At 47.4% G+C, this 20718-nt stretch carries 15 protein-coding genes; 5 read left to right on the top strand and 10 right to left on the bottom strand.

The features are described from left to right. Positions 1–378: 378 nt before the first annotated feature. The 6 genes from JW814_08610 to JW814_08585 form a co-directional block, all read right to left on the bottom strand. On the bottom strand, positions 379–2511 hold the full coding sequence (locus tag JW814_08610) for a T9SS type A sorting domain-containing protein (GenBank protein MBN2071504.1): 2133 nt from the start codon (positions 2509–2511) through the stop codon (positions 379–381). Positions 2512–3018: 507 nt separating this feature from the next. Then, a complete protein-coding gene (locus JW814_08605) occupies positions 3019–3984 on the bottom strand; it encodes a hypothetical protein (protein ID MBN2071503.1) in 966 nt (321 codons plus the stop codon). Beyond that, positions 3965–5830, bottom strand: a complete 1866-nt coding sequence (locus JW814_08600) for a hypothetical protein (GenBank protein MBN2071502.1) — start codon at positions 5828–5830, stop codon at positions 3965–3967. The genes JW814_08605 and JW814_08600 overlap by 20 nt, the downstream gene beginning before the upstream one ends. Further along, a complete protein-coding gene (locus JW814_08595) occupies positions 5827–7023 on the bottom strand; it encodes an MFS transporter (protein MBN2071501.1) in 1197 nt (398 codons plus the stop codon). The genes JW814_08600 and JW814_08595 overlap by 4 nt, the downstream gene beginning before the upstream one ends. Positions 7024–7052: 29 nt before the next feature. Beyond that, positions 7053–7793, bottom strand: coding sequence for a hypothetical protein (locus tag JW814_08590; GenBank protein ID MBN2071500.1), 741 nt, complete (start codon positions 7791–7793; stop codon positions 7053–7055). A gap of 192 nt (positions 7794–7985) precedes the next feature. Then, positions 7986–9209, bottom strand: a complete 1224-nt coding sequence (locus JW814_08585; GenBank protein ID MBN2071499.1) for a glycosyltransferase — start codon at positions 9207–9209, stop codon at positions 7986–7988. Between the two features lies 1 nt (position 9210). On the opposite strand from JW814_08585, the gene JW814_08580 reads away from it, so the two are divergent. From JW814_08580 to JW814_08560, 5 genes are all read left to right on the top strand, one after another. After that, positions 9211–9711, top strand: coding sequence for a nucleotidyltransferase domain-containing protein (locus tag JW814_08580; protein MBN2071498.1), 501 nt, complete (start codon positions 9211–9213; stop codon positions 9709–9711). Positions 9712–10599: 888 nt separating this feature from the next. After that, complete coding sequence (locus tag JW814_08575; protein ID MBN2071497.1) at positions 10600–11538, top strand: GDP-mannose 4,6-dehydratase; 939 nt, start codon at positions 10600–10602, stop codon at positions 11536–11538. A 136-nt stretch (positions 11539–11674) separates the two neighbouring features. Continuing rightward, positions 11675–13462, top strand: coding sequence for a glycosyltransferase family 39 protein (locus JW814_08570; GenBank protein ID MBN2071496.1), 1788 nt, complete (start codon positions 11675–11677; stop codon positions 13460–13462). Positions 13463–13568: 106 nt separating this feature from the next. Next, on the top strand, positions 13569–14651 hold the full coding sequence (locus JW814_08565) for a radical SAM protein (protein ID MBN2071495.1): 1083 nt from the start codon (positions 13569–13571) through the stop codon (positions 14649–14651). Between the two features lie 4 nt (positions 14652–14655). After that, on the top strand, positions 14656–15600 hold the full coding sequence (locus JW814_08560) for a glycosyltransferase (GenBank protein ID MBN2071494.1): 945 nt from the start codon (positions 14656–14658) through the stop codon (positions 15598–15600). A gap of 35 nt (positions 15601–15635) precedes the next feature. On the opposite strand, the gene JW814_08555 is transcribed toward JW814_08560, so the two are convergent. From JW814_08555 to JW814_08540, 4 genes are all read right to left on the bottom strand, one after another. Beyond that, positions 15636–17132 (bottom strand): B12-binding domain-containing radical SAM protein, encoded by a 1497-nt coding sequence (locus JW814_08555; protein ID MBN2071493.1) that lies wholly within the window; start codon positions 17130–17132, stop codon positions 15636–15638. After that, complete coding sequence (locus JW814_08550) at positions 17129–17824, bottom strand: class I SAM-dependent methyltransferase (protein MBN2071492.1); 696 nt, start codon at positions 17822–17824, stop codon at positions 17129–17131. Before JW814_08550 ends, JW814_08555 begins: the two co-directional genes overlap by 4 nt. 143 nt (positions 17825–17967) lie before the next feature. Continuing rightward, positions 17968–19344: a glycosyltransferase gene (locus JW814_08545; GenBank protein MBN2071491.1), complete on the bottom strand. Its 1377-nt coding sequence runs from the start codon at positions 19342–19344 to the stop codon at positions 17968–17970. Then, complete coding sequence (locus JW814_08540; GenBank protein MBN2071490.1) at positions 19341–20687, bottom strand: glycosyltransferase; 1347 nt, start codon at positions 20685–20687, stop codon at positions 19341–19343. Before JW814_08540 ends, JW814_08545 begins: the two co-directional genes overlap by 4 nt. Between the last annotated feature and the right edge of the window lie 31 nt (positions 20688–20718).

Here is a 20718-nt window from a genome sequence, read left to right as displayed (position 1 = left end):
TTAGCTTCTAATCCATCCTTGAAATTCACGCCTTCAACGATTTTGCTGAGCAGTTTATAACTGTTTATCTTTCTCCAGCGTTTCTCTCCTTCCAGCCAGACCATGAGTTAAAAATTCCTCACTTTTATGCTTCTCAGCATACTCTTCAGGCGTCAGATATCCCAGGGATTTATGCGGCCTCATCGCCGGTGATTTCGAACAGACGAAAAAAATGGTGCTGTTGAGATGATCCCGGATCGAACGGCGCGTCAGATATCTGGCTCCACACTGTAAATTAAAATATCATACATTCAGGGGATTGTAAGCTGTTAAAAACCGGCCACCAGGTTCCTGAACACCTGGTGGCCGGTTTTGCAGCCGATAACAGAAAAGCTACGATTATTTAAGAAGAACGAGTTTTTTCGTCTCCATGAATCCTGGTGCCGACAGTTTATAAAAGTAAATGCCGCTCGCCACTTTCGAGCCGCTTTCGCTTCTGCCATCCCATATAGCTTCGTAATGCCCCGCGCCCATCTCGCGATCGACGAGAGATCGAACTAGTCGGCCGCTGATATCGTAAACAATAAGGGTCACGCGACCGGGCAAGGCGATCTCGTACCTGAGCGTCGTCGATGGGTTGAACGGATTGGGGCTCGCCCCGTACAGACAGGTCTTTGTCACCGTAAGCAAGTTATGGCTGCCAGGATCGATCCCGGGGGTCGGCCCGACAAAAAGTATACAGTCTGTCGCCTCGAACGGTGTGCCGTCATACAAGTTACCCTTCATGACTAGTACCGCGTTCTGGCCAGCCTCAGGCAGGCCTGAACAAAGCATCGCTTCCGCTATCTTCTGCTTGCTGAACTTTAAGACGAGGTCATCATACCCATCGGGACCGGTTACGGCACAACCGCATTCAGATCCCATATCAAGAGGCGCCGATACATCCTCGTAAGCGCATCCCTGTTTCAGGGGCTTGACCTCTTCCAGAGTGACTGTTTCGAGGTCGATGTCGCGTACGTTGAAATTCTCGTTTCCGATGATCGCCACCGGGAGCACTCCTCCCTTATGAGGATTCCCGCTGGTGAGAAAATCAAAGACTTTCATGTTGAACGGGTTCGGGCAGGATCCAGGTTTAATGTCGAGGTTAGCCATTATCATGGGTCGTTCGAGGATCCAGTGCACCTGCGTCTCTCGTCCGCTTTCGCCCGTCGTCGGATCGTGGTCGATATCGAACCAGAGGCCGTCGTAGAACCTCTGACACCTGGCCGCGTTGTCGAGGAGTTCGTCGAATGTGGCTCCACAGACGAATCCAATATCATATTCAATCGATTCGCCGATGCCCAGCTCGAAATCTCCCGTGTTGATCAGCCCACGAACGTCGCTGGGCGTCCCTGAACTGCTGGTTATGGAAGAACTGGACATGAGCTCATACCGCTGAAAATCGTTATTCGGATCCCCGCCATTCTCGAACGGTTTATCTCCACTGAACTCATGGAAAGATGTGATTTTGACGGTCGAGGGAGCCGTTATACCATCGGCGCTTATAGTGTGTCCGAGGAGCATTATTGCCATATAGCTCACAATCTCCCCGTTTTTTTTGTTGCAAAGATAAACCATCTGGATCGAAGCCGGGCCAAGCTCGGTTTCTTTTGTTCCTTCCCAGTATGCGAACAGGTCTTCCCACGGGGTTTCGTCCTCTGCGGACCCTGAATCAAAGTCGAGCAGGAACCCCGTATAAATCCCTTTAAGATTATCCAGGCCTGTATTCGTGATCGTGAAAGAGGCTCCGACGAAATCGTCGAAACGAGGATCGGTCCACTGGTAGCTCTCCTGCCTTACCTTCAAACCCATAGGTTGGTGTTCCGGATATTCGGTCGCAGCATCCGGCTGGTCGTCTGTGTACCAGGAGCTGAACATCTGCTGCGAGATCGCAGCGAAGTCCTCGTCTATCATCCCGTCGCCATCGTTGTCGTGTCCGTCAAGCGGATCCTCGTCTATCATTCCATCGCAGTCGTCGTCGGCGCCTGGCCAGGGGAGTCTATTTCCCCCCACCGTTCCCTCGAACGTTTCGTAGATGCGGTCGATGGGATCAGAGGTCGGACGAAATTCATTCTCGAAGGCGCTGGTCGACACGAGGTATGTTGGCCAGGTTTCGCCTGTATCCTTGAAACCCCCGACCCAGAGCCCGGCGATGTTGAGGTGCTCGACCCCGCTTCCCGCCGGCCATTCCGCCGAAGGGTAGAGGCTTATCGGCGTGTCATAACGCGGATATGAACCGAAGGCGCCCCAGTTTCCGGTGTGCATGTGCAGCTGACCAACATCGTGTACTCCACTTCCGTCCAGTACTACAATGCGTAAGGGATCGCGCTCCTTGTTTCCGTCAAGCGTAGGGACGATGTTCTGATGACCTCCGCTATTTTCCTGGAACGGTGTCACATGCTCTCGCGCTGACGACTGCGCAATGCACAGCACCCCTATGGTGACAGTCAGGAATACTAGCAGGGATTTAGGGAGTGAAAACTGGAATACCACAACCTTCTCCTTTCAGTCGGTGACCTCGAAAGCACAGCACCATGGCTGGGCTGCCTATGGTCAAACCTCGTACGGCAGACAGGTGGGGATTTGGATGTTAAAAAGATTTTATCTAATCACCTTGTTCAAGTATAACAAATTATAACATGGAACGCAAACGTGTTGCAAGACTGCCGGGGCTGACCTGATACTATAACCGCCACATGTGAACTTCCACTCAGTGGATTAAAATGAGTTTAGAACTCATTTGATTCCCTTAGAGAAGAAGGAGCATGATGTGGCATGTTGGTGTTGATTTAGGCCGCAAGGATCTATATATCGCTGCTGTTCATGACAACGGGAGCGTTCGCGATCCTATAACCATTTGTTGCAGCGATTGCGATAAGATTGGACCTCAACGCCGAGATAAAGGCGCGTAGAATTAGAAATAGCATCTGATTTATATAATGTTTGAATCAGAGTAAGTGCAAGCGCTGTAAGTCGGATTGAATAAATAGAAGGGACAGGTTATGTAATCAAGGACTGTCCCTTCCTCAAAGATACAAAAGAGAAGATTATAAGCGGGGCGACAGGCAGATAGAGGCGCAGCTCGCCGATATATCCGACTACAGGTATCACCAGTGCCAGCGCGGCGGTTACACTCATTGCCTCGATGACTCCGCGGAACTCGTTCTCGCGACCACGCACAGTCACTCTGATCGTACGCCATGTGAGGATGATTACGGTTATCGACAGGGCAAGCGCGAGCCACGCTTCATTGTTTCCGCCCAGTAGTATGCGCCAGTTGGCAGTCGGGCGGAAGTGATTGCCCCCGACATGAGGAAGCCCGGTTCGGCCCATGTACGGCAGTCGCCAGGCGAGGGTCACGATTACCCCGGCGATTCCCATCAGGCCTGCAGTCAACATGGTCCTCCTGTCTCTGTCAAGAAACCCCCGGATCAAGAACCAGAGAGGGACAAACAGCGCCGTCTCCCTGTTGAATATCATTATAAGAAAGACCGGAACCATTTGACTGATCGACAACCGGCGGAAGATAGCGTAAGCGAACCAGGTGAAGAAAAGTACGTCGTACAGATCCCATATCATAAGCCAGTAATCGTCCTGCAGTAGAACGAAACTGACGCAGAGGACGACGGCCGCGCCGAGGCTCTGCTTTATCGACCATCCAAGCCGCCGGCCGAGCAGATATCCCAGCCATGGGAGCGCCACGCAGGCCGCGTATACGATCAGGCTTAATGTAACCTCAGAGGATCCGAAGATCCTGTCCAGCATCGTGAAGGTCCATGGCCCGAGGCGACGGTTAGCGAAAGCGGGGCTGTAAGGTTCACCGGCAAGTATGCAGCGGAAATCCGCCGCGAAGATCTGGTACCGGCTGTAATGGATGGTGTTTACGATCCAGGCGCTGAGCGCCCCTGTTATCGTCAGCAGAACGCCCCCCGCCAATGCAGCAAGACTACTGGTTAGCCGCTTCACTCACCCCTCCTTGCTCGAACCAGTGAAGGTCGGCAGTGAGAGCGGCGCGTACTTCTCTGTACCTCGCTTCCTCGATCTCCGAGGGAGAGGGGCGAAGCCACTGAAGTGATGGAGAGTATGAAGTGCTGCCATCCTTGTCGGGAGGGATCTCGCCCCGCTCGATCAGCCTGTATCGCCAGAAACAATCATCGTCCGCGGAGGCGAGGCGGTTAAGGTCGTCGATCGTCGCTATGCCTTCGATATCTTCTGCCAGTACGCCAAGGATTCCGTCGCTCGAAAGGCCATAGACCGGTACCGGCCGCACTCCACACGCGCCGAGCTCGCTTACTATCCTTCGACGCCAGCTCCTCGTCTCCTCTTCAGCATCGGCGAGGCAGGCGATTGTCCGCGCTTCTGTCTCGTCTACTATTTCCATAAGTATATCCCTGATGCTGCGGCGCGGGTTATTACCGTACAGCCATCCATATTTCAGCTTTTTGCCCATGAGGGCGAACCTGTTGCCTGAAGAGCCGACAGATGGCAGGGCGCTGGACCGGGCGTCGAGCTTCGCCAGATTTTCGGATATCCTCTCCATTACGAGAGCAAGATCGCCCGAGGCAAGGTAGACATCCATCGATGTCCTGTTTGAGAGGACAGCCGCCGCCTGAGAGGCCAGTACCCGCGTCTCTTCGCTGAGAAGGACATCGGGATCGTTCATCCTGCGCTCTAGAAACTCCTCGATCTCCGCGACGAAGGAGTCGTCGAAGATCGGCTTCAGGTAATCTAACGCCTGGTGAAGACGCTTTAGAGCCTTAAGCGGCAGTCCCATGGCGAGCTGCACCTCGACCTGTTCTACAAGGTCGCCGCCCACGCTTATCCTGTAGGAGGTGAACAGTTCGGGGTCCTTGCGGACCTGCGTCTCGACATACTCACGGGACCGTTCACCTCCCGGCGCAATAAAAATAAAGTATCGGTCCAGCCCTATCATGCGGCCCGAATAGGGGTGCAGACACATCACCGGGACTTCACGCCTGGAACGCCACCCGGAAGATCTCCCTTTATCGGCAAGATCGACGTAGAAGGAAAGGCCCACGCTGATTTCACGGATCCCGGGAAACATATCCTCTGTATATCTGATCTGGTTGGAGTGTGAACTTGGCATCAGGTGTGTCCACAGCGTCAGTGTGCCTGCGGGTACGCTTGACGGAACGATCGTTCCGGACCTGCTCTCGAACATCATGTAATGGACCCGATCCTTCCACAGGCTTTTGAAGGATTCGGCGAGATGCTTCCGATGAAACTTTCTCGACCTGAGTCTTCCCTTTCTCATATACGAGAACCAGGTCGGGACAAGTTCGGGGCCGCGGTCATGGATCATTACGTCGAGATAGGAATTGAGAAATTCTTCGATCCTTTTCAATAGGGCATCGGCCGCCGCTTCAGAGTCCCTTCCAGTGACATCGAGTTCGCCGAGATGGATCTTCAGGCTGTAATCGAGGTCGTTCCCTACAGTATTCAGGCGCAGAAAACCCGAACCGTACCCACCCTGGAAAACATATCGGAAATCATGGCCCCTCGCCCGGCTTACTGTCAGAATGTCGTTTAAGCGGATGTTTAAGGACCGTACAACATCATCGAGATATGGGAAGCAGAGATCGCTGGTGGCGGGATGGATCGACAGGAGACTGATGTCAGGCTTTCCGCCGGAGGGAGAATCGACCAGCAGTATTTCTTTGACGTCTTTGTATGAAGGCCTCAGTTTCAAGCGGGACGAAACGAGGGAGACCATCCGGACGACCAGCACCACCAGGATACAGACAAGAAGGATCCGCAATGTAATGGTCGATAGCCGTTTCAGGCTGATCATGAGACAAACTCCCTCTTTTCAGTCATTTCTACCGGATTTACCTGTCCACTGTCCATAGTGTTTCGACTATTGGTCCGCATCGCGATGAAAAGAATCACCATGCCTGTCGCGAAAACAACCCATCCAAGCGCTGACGGCCCGAAGGAATCCATCAGCATCCCGGTCCCGAAGATTCCGAGGCCCGATCCGACTCCTCCAGCCAGTGAGCACCATGCCAGAACGCCGGTATTATCCTCGCGCCTGGAGGTCCAGAATGCCATACCGAGGTCGCGAATGGCCATCAGTCCTCCTCCCAGAAGGAAAGAAGAGGCGACCAGAAGCCCGATCAGGTTCTGGGTCCGGAGCAGGACGATCGATGCTCCTACTACCGAGGTGGCGGTTATGGCGAGAGTGCTCCGGTGTCCGAATGTGTCACCGATCTTCCCGAGGGGAATAGCAAGAAGGAGGGCTCCCAGGAATGAAGAAGAAAGCAGCATCGCACCGGTCTCCGGCCGCAATCCTATCTCGATCGCGTGTATGGGAAGAAAAGTCACGAGAGCATTGCGGCACGCCCCGACACAGAATACAAGTATCAATAGCCACGCGGCTGCCAGCGGGAAGACACGGGACGTGAACATTCCGGTATTATCATGTTGACCGGTCCCGGTGCTGGGGATATTACCCGAACAAGCCAGTGGTATTGCCAATCCGAGAATGGCAGCTACAATGAAAAAGGAAAGGTTGCCCTCGATACCTATGAATCCCAGTGCCGATGTTCCGAGCGCTTTCGTTCCACTGGCCGAAGCGGTGATGACAGCCAGAACGGTCGCGTGATTGCGGTTGCCGTTTATCCTGAGTATTCCCGCGATACAAGTCAGATGAATAAGCATCGTCATGCAGCCCATCAGGAAGCGAGCCACGACAGCGACTGATGTCTTATGGATAAACGGGGAGGTAATGACAAGGGAGAAGAATACGAATAGAGATATTATGAGCAGCCTGCGGGAACTGATCCTCCTGAGCAGAGGGAGCAGGGCCATTGCTGCGACAAGAGCGCCGGCTTCCCACATCATGGCGACCTTGCCGATATATCCGTTGTTGATGCCGACGAGTTTCATGTGCAGGTCGAGCAGGGGCCGGATCATGGAGGAGGCGCAGAAAACGAGCAGCATTATGGCAAGGATACGGGCAGCGTAAGCCGTATTCCTGTTCACAACGAAACCCCGTATTTTCGATGAATCGATCATAACTCTTCTGGTGCCGGACCGCCTTTCTGTATCATCATGCTCCAGATATGTTTCAGTGGTTTGTAGCCCGGCTGGCCGCGGGCGACGCGCAAGGCCCGATCGGTTTCGAGCAGGGTTCTTAATCGTTCCTTTTCAGGCACCGATACCAATTCCTTAGTATCCATGATCCTCAAGTCGAACCGGTGCTTCGGACGATGCGTGCCGGAGCGAAGCTTGAAGAAATAAAGAAAGGGCAGGCTGGCAACCGGCAGGCTGCACCCGTTGATTATCAGTTCCTGCCTGGAGCCGAAAAAGAGGTCCCCCGGAAACGGGAGATGATTGCGCGTCAGGAGCACAGCGTCTCTGGCGCGCTCATGCAGATGTACATCGAATCGCGTCAGATGCTCCGGTTCCCAGACCGGCCTCCCCTTACGGTTGACTTTGATCGCTGTCAGCCTCTTGACCCTCTCACTGGACAGGACCTCGTTCGCGCTGGTGCGGTGCACGATATCGACCGGCGTGTATTCCAATCCGTGAAAAGGATTCCTGGAGAAAAGTGCGAAGCCGCATTCTATGAGCCTGCGCTCAAAGGCTTTCAGATCATCAATGAAGATCCCGACATCCACATCGCCGTGCTGGCGCCTAAAACCACCGGTGTGCGCCGCAACGGCCATGCCGCCGTCGAGCTGCCAGTCGATGCGGTCCCGCGGCAACAGCCCGGCGAGTTCGGCCAGCCGGATCGCGTACAGCCTTACCATGGTTCCGGTTGGAGCCACGACCGGTCTGCGCCTTCGCAGAGTCATCGCATAATAATCATACGGAGTGCGCACAAGATGATACTGATCTCTGAATTTCAAACCCGGCTGTCTCGCCCCCCCATAAACAGGTAATAGAATTAAAAAAGTACAGTCTAATCCAGAAAGCTTCCCGTGTCAATAAGAGACCCGATATCAGCCCAGCAGATAGTTATAAGCGCTGAGATATGTCTCCACTATGCTATCGAAGGTATGGCGTTCCAGTGAGCGGCAGCGGGCCCGCTCGAGAAGAGCCGCCATATCGGCCGGGGTCATCGATAACACGGAAACGATCCTGGCCGTAAGGGCTACCGGATCCTCCGGAGGGACGAGGAATCCCGTCTCCCCGTCTGTAATGACATCGGGGATGCCTGCGGCCCTGGCTCCTATCACGGGAACGCGGAGCGCCATCGCCTGGGGGATGACCTGCGGTACTCCGTCGGCTTTGCGCGATGGCACGATGAGCAGGTCCATGCTCCCGATAATATCCTCGATGTCATCACGGTAGCCAAGAAAGTGGATCCTGCCCGGAGAGGCGGAAGTCAGAGACGCCCGGTCCTCGTCCGAGACGGTACCAGCTATGACGAGATGCAGCCCGGCACCGGCAGAATCGTCCGGAAGGCGGGAAAAAGCATCGACCAGTATATCTATTCCTTTCGTGGGACGGACCATGCATACCGCCCCGATGATCCGTGCTCCCGTCGCCAATCCCAGTTCACGATGCAGAAGTTCCCTGTCGACCCTGTCCGGGTCGAACCTGTCCTGGTCGAATCCCCCCGCTGTATCAAAAACCTTATCTTCCCGGATTATTCCGCTCGATGTAAGTATCCGGCCGATGGTCGCGCCCGACACTGTGAATGCGTCCGCGAGTTGCGTATAGGCGAAATTTCTTATGGCAGGTTTTTTGAGCGGCCAGCTCGAATGACGGCCACGCACGATAGGAAGGCCAAGGATGCGGCCGGCCACCCCGAACACCCACGCGTCGTAGCTCGAATGGGTATGGATGATATCGGGACGGATCTGTTTCAGCAGGCGAATTGCCCGTAGAAGCGATCCCGGGTGAAACTTGGAGCGATTGAAACGGAAGGGGTGATACCAGTCCTCTCCCAGGAGGTCGGCATCGAGAGGGCCTGGCGACCGGCCCGCTACATGGCAGGACCAGCCGTTAATGGAGTTCAGCCGGCGCGCTTCCTGGGCGAGCCGTATCGTCTGTCCTCCCGGACCGAGCCGCAGCGATTCCGTATGCAGGACTACAGGCATGAAGGGGAGGATAGCCCAATGCCGTTCTGTTTTCCAGTGATAAACGATCCGGGCCTTTTGTCTTTCCTCCGAACCCGGAGTATTGTAGACTTCAGTCGTGATGACAATCGATCCTCGCATAATGGACAGGGCTCGTGAACTGGAGCGATTCCTCCGTGACAAGTACAGTGGAGATCTCTTTCTTACGGGGTCCCTGGTGACCGGCCTCAATGTTCCTGGCAGTGTCGATTTCGATTTTGTTCTGCCGGCCGAAAATCCGCAGAGGTTCCATGAGTTGAAAGATGCTCTCGAGCGGGATTTCAAGCCGATGTCGATCAACCGCGAGACGTCGGATTTTGCTGTCTTCCAGGGCGCCGCGTTGAACGAGAAGATCGACATCGCCCTGCTGCCGGTCCACAAGGCACAGATGATCCGCGAGCGGCAGGTGATCGTGCAAAAATCCCTGAGCGAGGAAGAAAAACGACGGATCATCTCGAGGAAGAAACGTCTCAGAAACCTTCCGATCCTTTCGCGCAGGATCTACAACTGGTACAAGCGGCGACTGTGGAAGAGGCTAGGTATGCCCCGATTCTACCGCGTTGATATGGTCTGGCCGGATGACGGTGTTAGCTGGCCCGACTGACGAGGAAGATGGTGCTGCTGCGCTGGCGGTCTCTGTGACGCCGGATGGCTGGTATCTGTTCTTCGGCGCTCTCATGAATGGAAATATTTCTTGTTACTCACAGGTTTCTACTTTAGGCTCATTTCCAACCTTTTGCAGTACGACCCTGAACTGAAAGCTTATTATCACGGCATGAGAGAACGCGGAAAACACTAAAACGTGGCCATCTGCGCAACGGCGGCAAGGTTGCTGGAAAGAGCTTATCGAGTACTCTCAAAGGGAGGTGTAAATGAAATGGAGAGCCTGGGCCAAAAGATATGTTCGGGATAATATCCCAGATCTTTAATCCGGCCTTTTGGCTCTCCTGAATCTATTGTAGTAGGTGCGATTGCTCATGTCAATGGACATCAGCATCGTGATGGAGTATAATCGTCTCGTCCTCGAAGGACTCGATATCGATGGTTTTTACTCAAAAGACACTTAAGATACTAGTACTTGTTCTTAACCACGATACAGTGTCAACAGATTTTTCAAATCCCTTCAATTTTCCTAAAAATGCAGGTTATAGGAAGTAACCCTTGATTCTCCCTGCCATTGTAAAAAAATCCATCCCGGCGATAATAGAAGATTGTTCTGGATTCTTGGGACCGGTAGCAACAGACATACCTAATTGCCGCCGGACGGTAGGAGACCTCCTTAATTCGACAAATCGGGCCATGGAGGAAAGTGCCGTATAACATTTCATAATTGAAGAGGATGGTTTTTCCCCACTAAATCTCCGACAGTAGAATACGATTTGAATGATCTTCGTCCGTACCGGGGATTGAAAAGGTGAATTAATAAACAGGGACGGGTTGACTTATGTGATTATAAGTACTACAATTGCATTATAGAGTATCGGGGGGTCTTATGAATATTCTCGTTTCCGGATGTTGCGGGCATATTGGTTGTCATCTGTGCGCGTTACTTCTTTCAAAAGGTAATTCGATTATAGGGATCGATAACCTCAGTACGGGTCACCCTGAAAATAAAACTCTCCTGCTTGAGCAGTTAAATCTGCGATTCATCGAACATGATATTTGTCAAACGCTCTCAATAGATGAGCATATTGATCAGATATATCATCTTGCCTCAAGAGCGAGTCCAAGGCATTATTATGAGGCTCCATTGGAAACAGCAATGGCCAATTCAATTGGCACTTTGAAGATGCTGGAACTTGCCAAAGAAAAAAATGCAAGGATTCTGTTCGCATCGACCTCGGAGATTTACGGGAATCCTGAGATGCATCCGCAGAATGAAAGTTATATTGGTGCAGTATCACCTGTTGGAATGAGAAGCTGCTATTCAGAATCAAAGAGATTCGGCGAGACGTTAATGACCATTTACTCCAGAAGCGCAGTCGCTGACACAAGGATAGCCAGATTATTCAATACATACGGACCTAATATGGCTTTCAATGATGGCCGGGTCATTCCCAATCTTATCATCAATTCCCTGAATAATGAGTCCATCACCGTGCATGGCAAAGGAATGCAAACAAGATCGTTTTGTTATGTTTCCGATACCGTGAGGGGTTTGTACAAACTCATGGAAAGTGATTATAATAAACCTGTCAATATTGGCAATAGCCAGGAAATACGGATTCTTGAGCTCGCGAATATAATTAAAAAACTATGCGATAGTGATGCTGCAATAGAATTTATGGAAAGATTCGAAGATGATCCTGATAAACGTTGCCCGGATATTTCTATAGCGGAAAAATACCTGGGGTGGAAACCGAAGGTCGGACTGGAGGAAGGTCTGCGATTGACGATTTCCTGGTTTAAGGAAAATATGATGATTCCATAGCTTCGGAGTACCTCAGGCACCGGATAGGTCAGAAACCTGAATTTGTCGAAAACGGCAATGTTCCAGAGAATTGATATAATAGCTGACAGCAGGTTGTAATAGTCGAATTCTGGAGTGTAGTTTCGAAAATACGCCGATGAAAAAAAATAATATATGGTTAATATGTGGCCTCGCGGCAGTTTCACTCGCGGTATATTCGAACAGCCTGAAAAATGGTTTTACGTATGATGACCTCAAATCTATCATAAATAATGAAAATATCAGAAACTGGAGGATGCTGTTTTCTAACATGCCAGGCTTTCGTCCCATAAGCATAATCACATTCGGTATTGATTACAGCATTTGGAAACTCAATCCATTCGGATATCATTTGACGAATGTACTGCTCTTTATCGTGTGCGTTCTATTATGTTACAAGACTTCAATGTTGGTCACTAGCAGATCATCAGTGGCATTTCTCGCTGCGTTACTGTTTATTCTGCAACCCGTACATACAGAAGTCGTAAACAATGCGTCGAATAGAGCAGACCTCCTTGCGACTGTATTTTTACTGTCTTCATTCATATTATATATAAAGGGAAATCGCTCGAATGCAGGTCTTTTGTTGTCGCTCGTGTTTTTTGCCATTTCATTGATGACAAAGGAAGCGGTTGGCATTGTGCTCCCGTTTTTGATTATTGGATATGATTTCTACTTTACCTTACAGGGCAGCATAAAACATCATATAAGAAAAATGATAAAGTTCTATGCTCTCTATCTACTGGTTATCGCGATATTTCTTTTTGGGATGGAGATATCATCCACTTACAGGCTTCCAAGATATATTGGTGAAGTAACCAATAAAATGAATATTGAAACAATAGCTACCGGAAAGCATCAATTTGGAAAATCAAGTATTCCTTTCATCACAATGACGAGGTACATGTCTCTTTATACGGTGCCAATTAATCTTTCAGCGATCTATCCTTACCCGGATATAACATCAATTGAAACATACAAAGTGATAAGATCCATTATTGTATGCGCGATATTTATTGGGTTATTAATTATCGGATTCAGGTATTTTAAAGATATATCCTTCGGATTGTACTGGTTTTTAATCGGTCTTTTACCATTTTTGCACATTTTCCATATTGTGCCTCATTATATGGCTGATAGATACTTGTTCGCACCCTCATACGGGACCTGTCTTGTATCGGCTTTATTGATTGATCGGATATATGTTCAAGCAATTAAATCAAAAAATAGCATTATCGTTAAAAATGTATTTTACTCACTGTTGCTGGCGTTGTTTGTATTTTATTCGATCCTGATAATTCAACGTAACAAGGATTGGAAGTCGAATTACACTTTATGGTCAAAAACAGTATTCCTTTATCCGGAATCGGTTGATGCTCACGTCAATCTGGGATACGCGTGCGAAAGCCAGGGTCTGTTCGATAAGGCGCTAGATGAGTATAAAGCTGCGTTAACTATTTGTGATGCTGTGAGTGAAAGAATTGCGCTCGAATTTGACAGGTCGGATAATATGGATATAAATGAGAACAATCAAATCAAACCAAGATATTTGTCGGATAAATACGCCCTTCTTCACTATAACCTTGGATCGTTGTACGGAAGAAAAAAATATTACGAATTGGCACAAACCGAACTCTGTAAAGCTATTGAATATGATACTTCTTACTTTATGGCTTACTATAATCTTGGTGTAGTGAGGTTGTGTATGGGGTCTGTCGAAGAAGGCATAGGCGATATAAAAAAAGCCGTACAAATTAATCCGCGTCTCGACATCGCGCATTATACTTTAGCATTGCAATATCAGGAAATGAAACTATATAGAGAAGCAATGCGGGAATATTACGAGGCTGTAAGGATTGATCCAAAATACAAGGAATATGAATATAGAGTGAGATTCAGAAAGTGATAATTAATTACAGGATCTTTTGTTTACATGGAAGAACAGGTGGTACGACGGTAATTGAGCATTATCAGTCATAATAATGGTACAAACGGGTGAAATAATCAAGCTGTTGAAAAGTGCATCGCTTCATTGGTCCAATTCCGTTTTGAAACTCGATTCGCCAATGCCTTTTAATTACACATTGTCGGTAACGAACCGATGTAATTCCAGATGCAAGACCTGTAACATATGGGCAAAGGATTCTGATCGAGAACTTGATATTGATGAATGGTTGAAGATAATCAACTCAATCGGTGAATCCGCCCGCTGGATAACGTTCAGTGGGGGAGAGCCATCCCTTTATGAAGATTTAAGTGAATTGATAGGAGCATCGGTAAAAAGATGCAAAGCTTCCGTTATAAATATGCCTACCAACGGCCTCTTACCTGAAAAAATTGTCTTATGCGTCGAGAAATGCAATAAATATTTCAGATCGTCTGCATCTCAAATGATGGTTAATGTTTCCATAGATGGTTTGGAAGAATTAAACGACGATATCAGGGGGCGTCCAGACGCGTACGTGCTGGCACTGGAAACAATCAGGCGATTGCAGGAGTTGAAATACCCATGGTTGAAGACTTCCGTGCATTCAGTGATATCAAAATATAACATAAAATATTTGGAGCAATTGATACAACAGATAGCTCAATTAAAAATCGATGGTCACATATTTGAGATCGCTGAAAAAAGGAAAGAGTTGGACACTCTGGGGACTTCCCTGCTTCCGGATAATTACTCCTTGAAGGAGATAATAAGTCGCATAAAACCTGAGTATGATCGCGATGGAAAAAATATGCTTCTCATGTTCCGTTCTGTAGTTCGAGAAGAATATTATAAGCATTTAAACCGATGGTTAGATTCTGAAAATATGAATAACAGATGTCTTGCGGGAAGGGCGTCCGTGCAAATTTGTCCGAACGGAGATGTATGGAATTGCTGTATACAAGGTGATAAAATGGCAAATATAGCAGATCATGACTATGATTTTAATAAATTGTGGAATTCTGAAGCGGCCAGAATGAAGCAAAGATCATATTTGCGTAAAGATTGCGCATGCCCTCTTGTGAACGTGTTTTATTCAAACCTGCTGTGTGATCCGGTTCAATATTCTAAAGTTGTTATTAAAACATTATATTATTTGATGCGTCGGTGATTTTATGTCTATTGATATGCGGCAGTTTAATGGTTTGGTCAGTATAGGGGTATTCGCGTACAACGAAGAAATATTCATTAAAAGAATGCTGGATTCTCTCGTCAAACAAAGGGGATTCAATACCATTGTAAAAGAGGTACTCGTATTCACCGGTGGCAGTGACGATGAAACAAATGCGATAGTTGGTAAATATGTCGATATTGACAACAGAATTACACTACATGTCACTCAGGGCAGGAGGGGAAAAGCGTACGATATAAATCAATTTGTTATACGCGCCAGTGGAGAATACCTTGTAATGAACAATGGTGATACATTGCTCGATCCGGATTCCCTTTTAGAATTGATTGCACCATTCTCGAATCCTGAAATTGGCATGACTGGCGGAAGATCGATTCCCCTTAACGATTATAAAGAATTCATGGGCAAGGTTTCTTTCTGGCTATGGCAGCTTCATCACCAGGTATGTCTTATTAATCCTAAAATGGGCGAAATAGTGTCCTGGAGAGCATCAATCGTAAAAGGGTTGGACGTGAAAACCTCTGTCGACGAAGCTTTGATTGAATGCACGGTTAAAGATAATGGGTATAAAGTCGAATATGCACCCAAAGCGATAGTATATAATTACGGTCCCAAGAAAGTATCTGATTTTATAAAACAGAGAAGACGAATATTTTGCGGGCATTTCAAATTGAAACATGAATGCAGGTACTCTGTTTCGACGATATCACTGAAAAGAATATTGAAAGCATCCTGGAGATCCGGTATTATGAAGCACCTTTGCGTGTTCTGCGGGATTGCCACTCTTGAAATTATAGCAAGACTCGCGGGTGTTATTGATTATTTATTACATCGTGACCATAGTATCTGGAATATTGCCGCTACGACAAAATCATTCGATGATGAAGAAGCGACGTTTGATGATCATGGCAAGCGTGACGAAGAATAATCAGGGATATTCGCAATAAAAACGCCAGTCTGTAATTATATAATATTTCTGGCTTTGTGGAATAGAGTGGAAAATATTCGAAATAAGCGTATATCTATTGAAAAAGAATAGATGGAATATTTCAATCTTAGCTTGGCTATAATCACGAAAAACAAATATGGAAATGTCCATATCTTGAATTTAAATAATGCCTTGCGTATTTCATTCCCGTTGTACACGCTTCCAAGATTGTGATAAAACGCCACATTCATTCTGTACTTATCACTTGTGTATCCTTCCAGGAACATTCGCTGGTATTCCTCGCTTTTCCAGTCACGCAAGGATTCGGGAGCTGTGATCTCTTTTCTTTCGACAAGTGTTTCATACAATTCACATCCGGGTACCAAAAAATAGTTTGTTATTGAGATGAACGCCCGGGGGCATATTTCCTTGACCCTCTTTATGACTTCCATCGTAAGACGAGTATCTTCGCGAGTTTCCCCCGGAATACCCGTAATGAATGAAAAATTGGGGATAATCGAATATTTGTGACACATTTCTGCCGCTTTCAAAATGTCGCCAACAAGAATGTCCTTTTTCAATAATTCAAGGATTCTCTGCGATCCTGATTCTGCTCCGATTGTTGTGGAAGCCCATCCTGCTTTACGCAACAGGATCAACAAGCTGTCATCAAGAATATTCCCAAAATAGTTAGCCCTGCATTCAGCAGACCATTTTACTACAAAATTACGGCGGACCATATTCCGGCAAATCGCTTCAACGCGAACTGGATCAACAAAGAAATTATCATCCATAAAAGAAAAGGATTTAAGATTATAGTTTTGAATCATATTTTCCAATTCTTCCACGACTTTGTCCGCGTTTTTCTTCCGATACCCTCTTTGCAAAATAGAATTATGGCAGAATACGCAACGGTAGGGGCAACCCCGGGAAGACTGGTAGGGGAGCCAGCTTTGTTCCATACCACTAAGAAGTGTTTTTTTTGTGTATTGACGAATGTCGACAAGATCATAGTTCACCGGGGTCGAGTTATCCAGATTCATGTATTCATCAGAATTATTACGAATAACTTCCCCGCCTGATTTATACAATAATCCGTTAATATTATTAAATGGCTGTTTTTCATGAATTGCCGTTAAAAGGCCGCGTAGCGCGTGTTCACCCTCTTCAACAATAACAAAATCTATTGAGTCATCTTCGCAGGTCTGTTTTGGATAAAATGTGGGATGAATTCCTCCCCATACCACGGGCATATCGGGATATTCTGCCTTGATCATATCGGAGATATCGATTCCGCTGGGAACTTCCGAAGTCATTGCGGTAATTCCCACAAGGCTTGCGTTTATACATTCTGATAATATCAGTTTTTTGTAATCCCTCTCCATCAAACAGTCGATAATCCTCAAATCGCAAATATCATTCAACGCGGAACCAAGACATAACAACGCCATGGGAGGGAATATGCTGTTCCGTGGATATGTGTAACGGCTAAGTGGATTCATGGGGCGTATAAGAACAACTTTTGGTTTCATCGAGATTCATCCATATCTGTCATTTTATAATTGAGTGAAAAGACAAAATACCATCCACTCGCCAGCCAGGAGGGAAGGGCATCGGCCATCTTTATGTCGAGGTTACCGAGAAACGCTGATTTCCTGTATACAGGGCCAAGGACTGTAAGCAGTGAGTCCATTTTGGCGTATTCGATCAGGTGCAGGTTGCAAGTCTCCATTATCTGGAGAAACCCGCGCATTGTAAAATATTGACAATGAACCGAGCCTATCCCCTGCTCGCATTGTTCTTTATTCATGACTTTGCGCAGCCACTTCCATTTCCGAAAATAATAGTTTGAGTGCCATTTCAATAAAACAGTATGAGGACTTATCCGTGTTTTGAATTCCTTGATACCATAACCATTCGGAATGGTCACGATAAGTATTGAACGATCATTCATCCTCGCCACAATACTACGAGTGAGGGCTTCAGGATCGTCGACATGTTCGAAGACTTCTGATGCGACGACGACGTCGTATTTTATCCGATCATTAAAGACGCAGGCATCAGCCTGGATAACGGACAAATTATCGAAGGAATACCCATCCATATTATTATTGATAAGATCAAGAGCATAACTGCTTATGTCAATCGCTTTGACCTGGCATCCAAGAGATGCCAGCGGCAGGGTTATTCCTCCCGAACCACATCCGAATTCCAGAATCTTCATTGAGTCAAAACCCAGGTTATTCGACGCACGATATCTCTGCAAAGTAGAATAAATATTTCTTAATTTCTTGATTTCCACGGGCATGGAATAGCATGTATGCGCGAGAAAATAACCAAGTGGGGTTTGACTGCTCATTGGCAACCTCAATCCAGACCAGATGCTTCCAGCAACAGTTTTTCCAGAATTCTGGCCAGACGCATTCGGGAAAACCTCTCAAGGAATCCTGCCGCACGATGCGGATAGTTATCGGAATACTTTATATTCATAATTGTTTTTATTGCGTTGGAGACTGACTCATGATCGTCAGGATCTGCAAATATGCCGAGTCCTGATTGTTCAAGGAGAGTTTTCATGGAACCATCGGTCAGAACTCCAAGAATAGGGCGATCCCAGTATAAATATTCAAAAAATTTACCGCCTATAGTGTAATCAAGCCCCCCAGAGACCTTCGCACTGGTAAGTAGGAAAGCGTCACTTTCAGCTTCGATCTTTAAACATTCTTCATGAGAGACATAAGGGATGATTTCAACAATTTCTTTTGTTCCGGTTTCAGTCAGCATGTTATCAAGCCAATACGGCGGTTTTCCGACGAAACGAACACGCAGATTATTAACTTCAGAAGGCCATTTATCGCGGAAACGGCGCAATCCGAGGAGGAAAAAATATGGAGACCGGTACAACCAGTCCTCAACCCGTTTTCGATAACGGATCCATTGGTGAGGCAGGCGCTTCCACCAGACTCTAAGCATCAATTCACGTTCGGATGGGATGTAATAGAAATGTCCGATATGAGTGATTCGAATTGTATCATCATTTATATTCCTGTGAAAGGATTGGTTCTTGAAATCTTCGTCATCATAACCATTATGAATCACGCGTATCTTGTCGACGTTCAGGAATGGATATTCCCTTATATAATCGATACGGCTCTGCTCAGTAGTCAATATGAAATATTTACAATACCGGATCGCTTCAAGTTCCTGTTTCCTGATAAAACGGTAATGAAAGTAAGAAGGAAAAGCGGAGTGAGACCACAGAGTCCAGGGATCCTGAAAGTCGTTGACAAGCGGGATACCCCTTTTATTGCATTCCCGTGAAGCGAGAACACACGCTCCGTACGGTGGGGAAGTACACCACACTACATCGGGACGCCAGCGTTCTCTATCGATTATTTGTGCGAAAGCATGCTCGAATCCGGGTTTCCAGAATCGGACAACCGGATCACCGAAAGAAAACAATCGTATCAAACCATGGGAAAACGGTTTATCAATGATATCCCAGTACCACGCTGGAAATCCGCTTGAAACACGATGTATCACCACACCAGAGGGCACTTCGTTTAATAAAGTCGGATCATATTTTTGATCAAACCAGTTTGCGTAATCTTCATCGCGAACGGTCAGGACACGGACTTCATGTCCGAAACTCGAAAGGTATTTGACCATTTTGACGGAGCGTTGAACGCTGCCTCCACCGAGGGGCGGGAATTCGAAAGCAATTACAAGTATTTTCATATTCATGTTTGAATTACGAGCGTCCTGTACAAATCAGCCAATTCATTGGCGTCTTCATCGATGGATCGCGGTAAAGAGGAATTATTCCTTAATCTGTCTATATATTCAGGATTATTATACAACAATGAAAGGCAGTCACGCAGCATATCAATGTTGCCAGGTTCATAAATCAGTCCGTTCACATCGTGTATGACATTTTCTTTTACGGCGCCTGTATCAGAAGCGACTACAGGGACTCCTGACGCAAGAGCTTCCAGTATGACCCACCCGAGTGTTTCATGCCATATGGATGAAAATATCAAAACATCGGTGTCTTTAAGTATACGAAAAACTCGTTCAGGCTTGTACATTCCCTTGAATGCAATGTTATCATTGGCCGACGATAAATCCTTCAATTCCATTTCGAACCCAGGATCACCCGTTCCCCAAATGGAAAGGGATGCCTGGGAATTATTTATGTTTTTGAAGGCTGTGATGATATCCGACACGCCTTTACTTGGTAAAAGCATGCCGAGATAAGTGAAACGTACGGGGCGTTGAACAGGTGTCCTGGATCCAACCTTGAATTGAGACAGATCGAGTCCCCATCTTCTTACAATGATATTATTTGATGGGATACCCCATTGCGCATAAATACGTTTCGTTGCATGCGATGGCGAAGTCAACAGATCGCAGCTCAGCATCATTTTAAAAGCGTAAGCCTTTCTTCTGGAAATATCCCCAGAAGTTATATGGATAGACGTATGAGGATCGTGAATTCTTGCATTAAGGGATTTTGGGAGAAAGAGGGATATTCTGTAAACCAATTGCCGAATTGCTGGATTGGTAAATAAATCGGAAATTTTATGCGGAAAGAAATAATGACTGCTGGGATCCAGACTGTAACAATCACTGCACTCTGCAGGTGATTGATCCGGAGCGCACAGCTTGAAATCGTTCTTGATCATTTTCAATCTTGGGCAGATGGGCCAATAGTCGTGCAATGAATGTAAACAGGCTATATTACGTTTTTTTACAATCTCGATGAATGAAAGCGATAATCCGATGAGGTGGTGAAAATGGACGATGTCCGGTTTCCAATAATCCAGGAAACGAATAAATACGTCGTCTGCACAGGGGTCTCTATATGTCTGTTCAAAATCGGTATAGGGAGTCCCGTAATACCTGTGAACAGGGATATTCTGGTAAATTTCGCCGGTTAATTTTGTTCCGCGTTTAGAAGTGCCTTCGCGGCAGAATACTGCGAGATCGAAACTCGGGCGCAGGGCCTGTATGATATTTGGAACATACGTGCATACTCCGCCTATCTTGTAAGGCGGATACTGATGAAGGACGTGCAATATTCTCATGCCGTATCTCCACCTTCATGCCGTTTTGCGA

Source organism: Candidatus Krumholzibacteriota bacterium (assembly GCA_016932415.1).
In the GTDB taxonomy this organism is placed as follows: domain Bacteria; phylum Krumholzibacteriota; class Krumholzibacteriia; order Krumholzibacteriales; family Krumholzibacteriaceae; genus Krumholzibacterium.
This window is presented reverse-complemented; position numbering and strand designations above follow the sequence as displayed.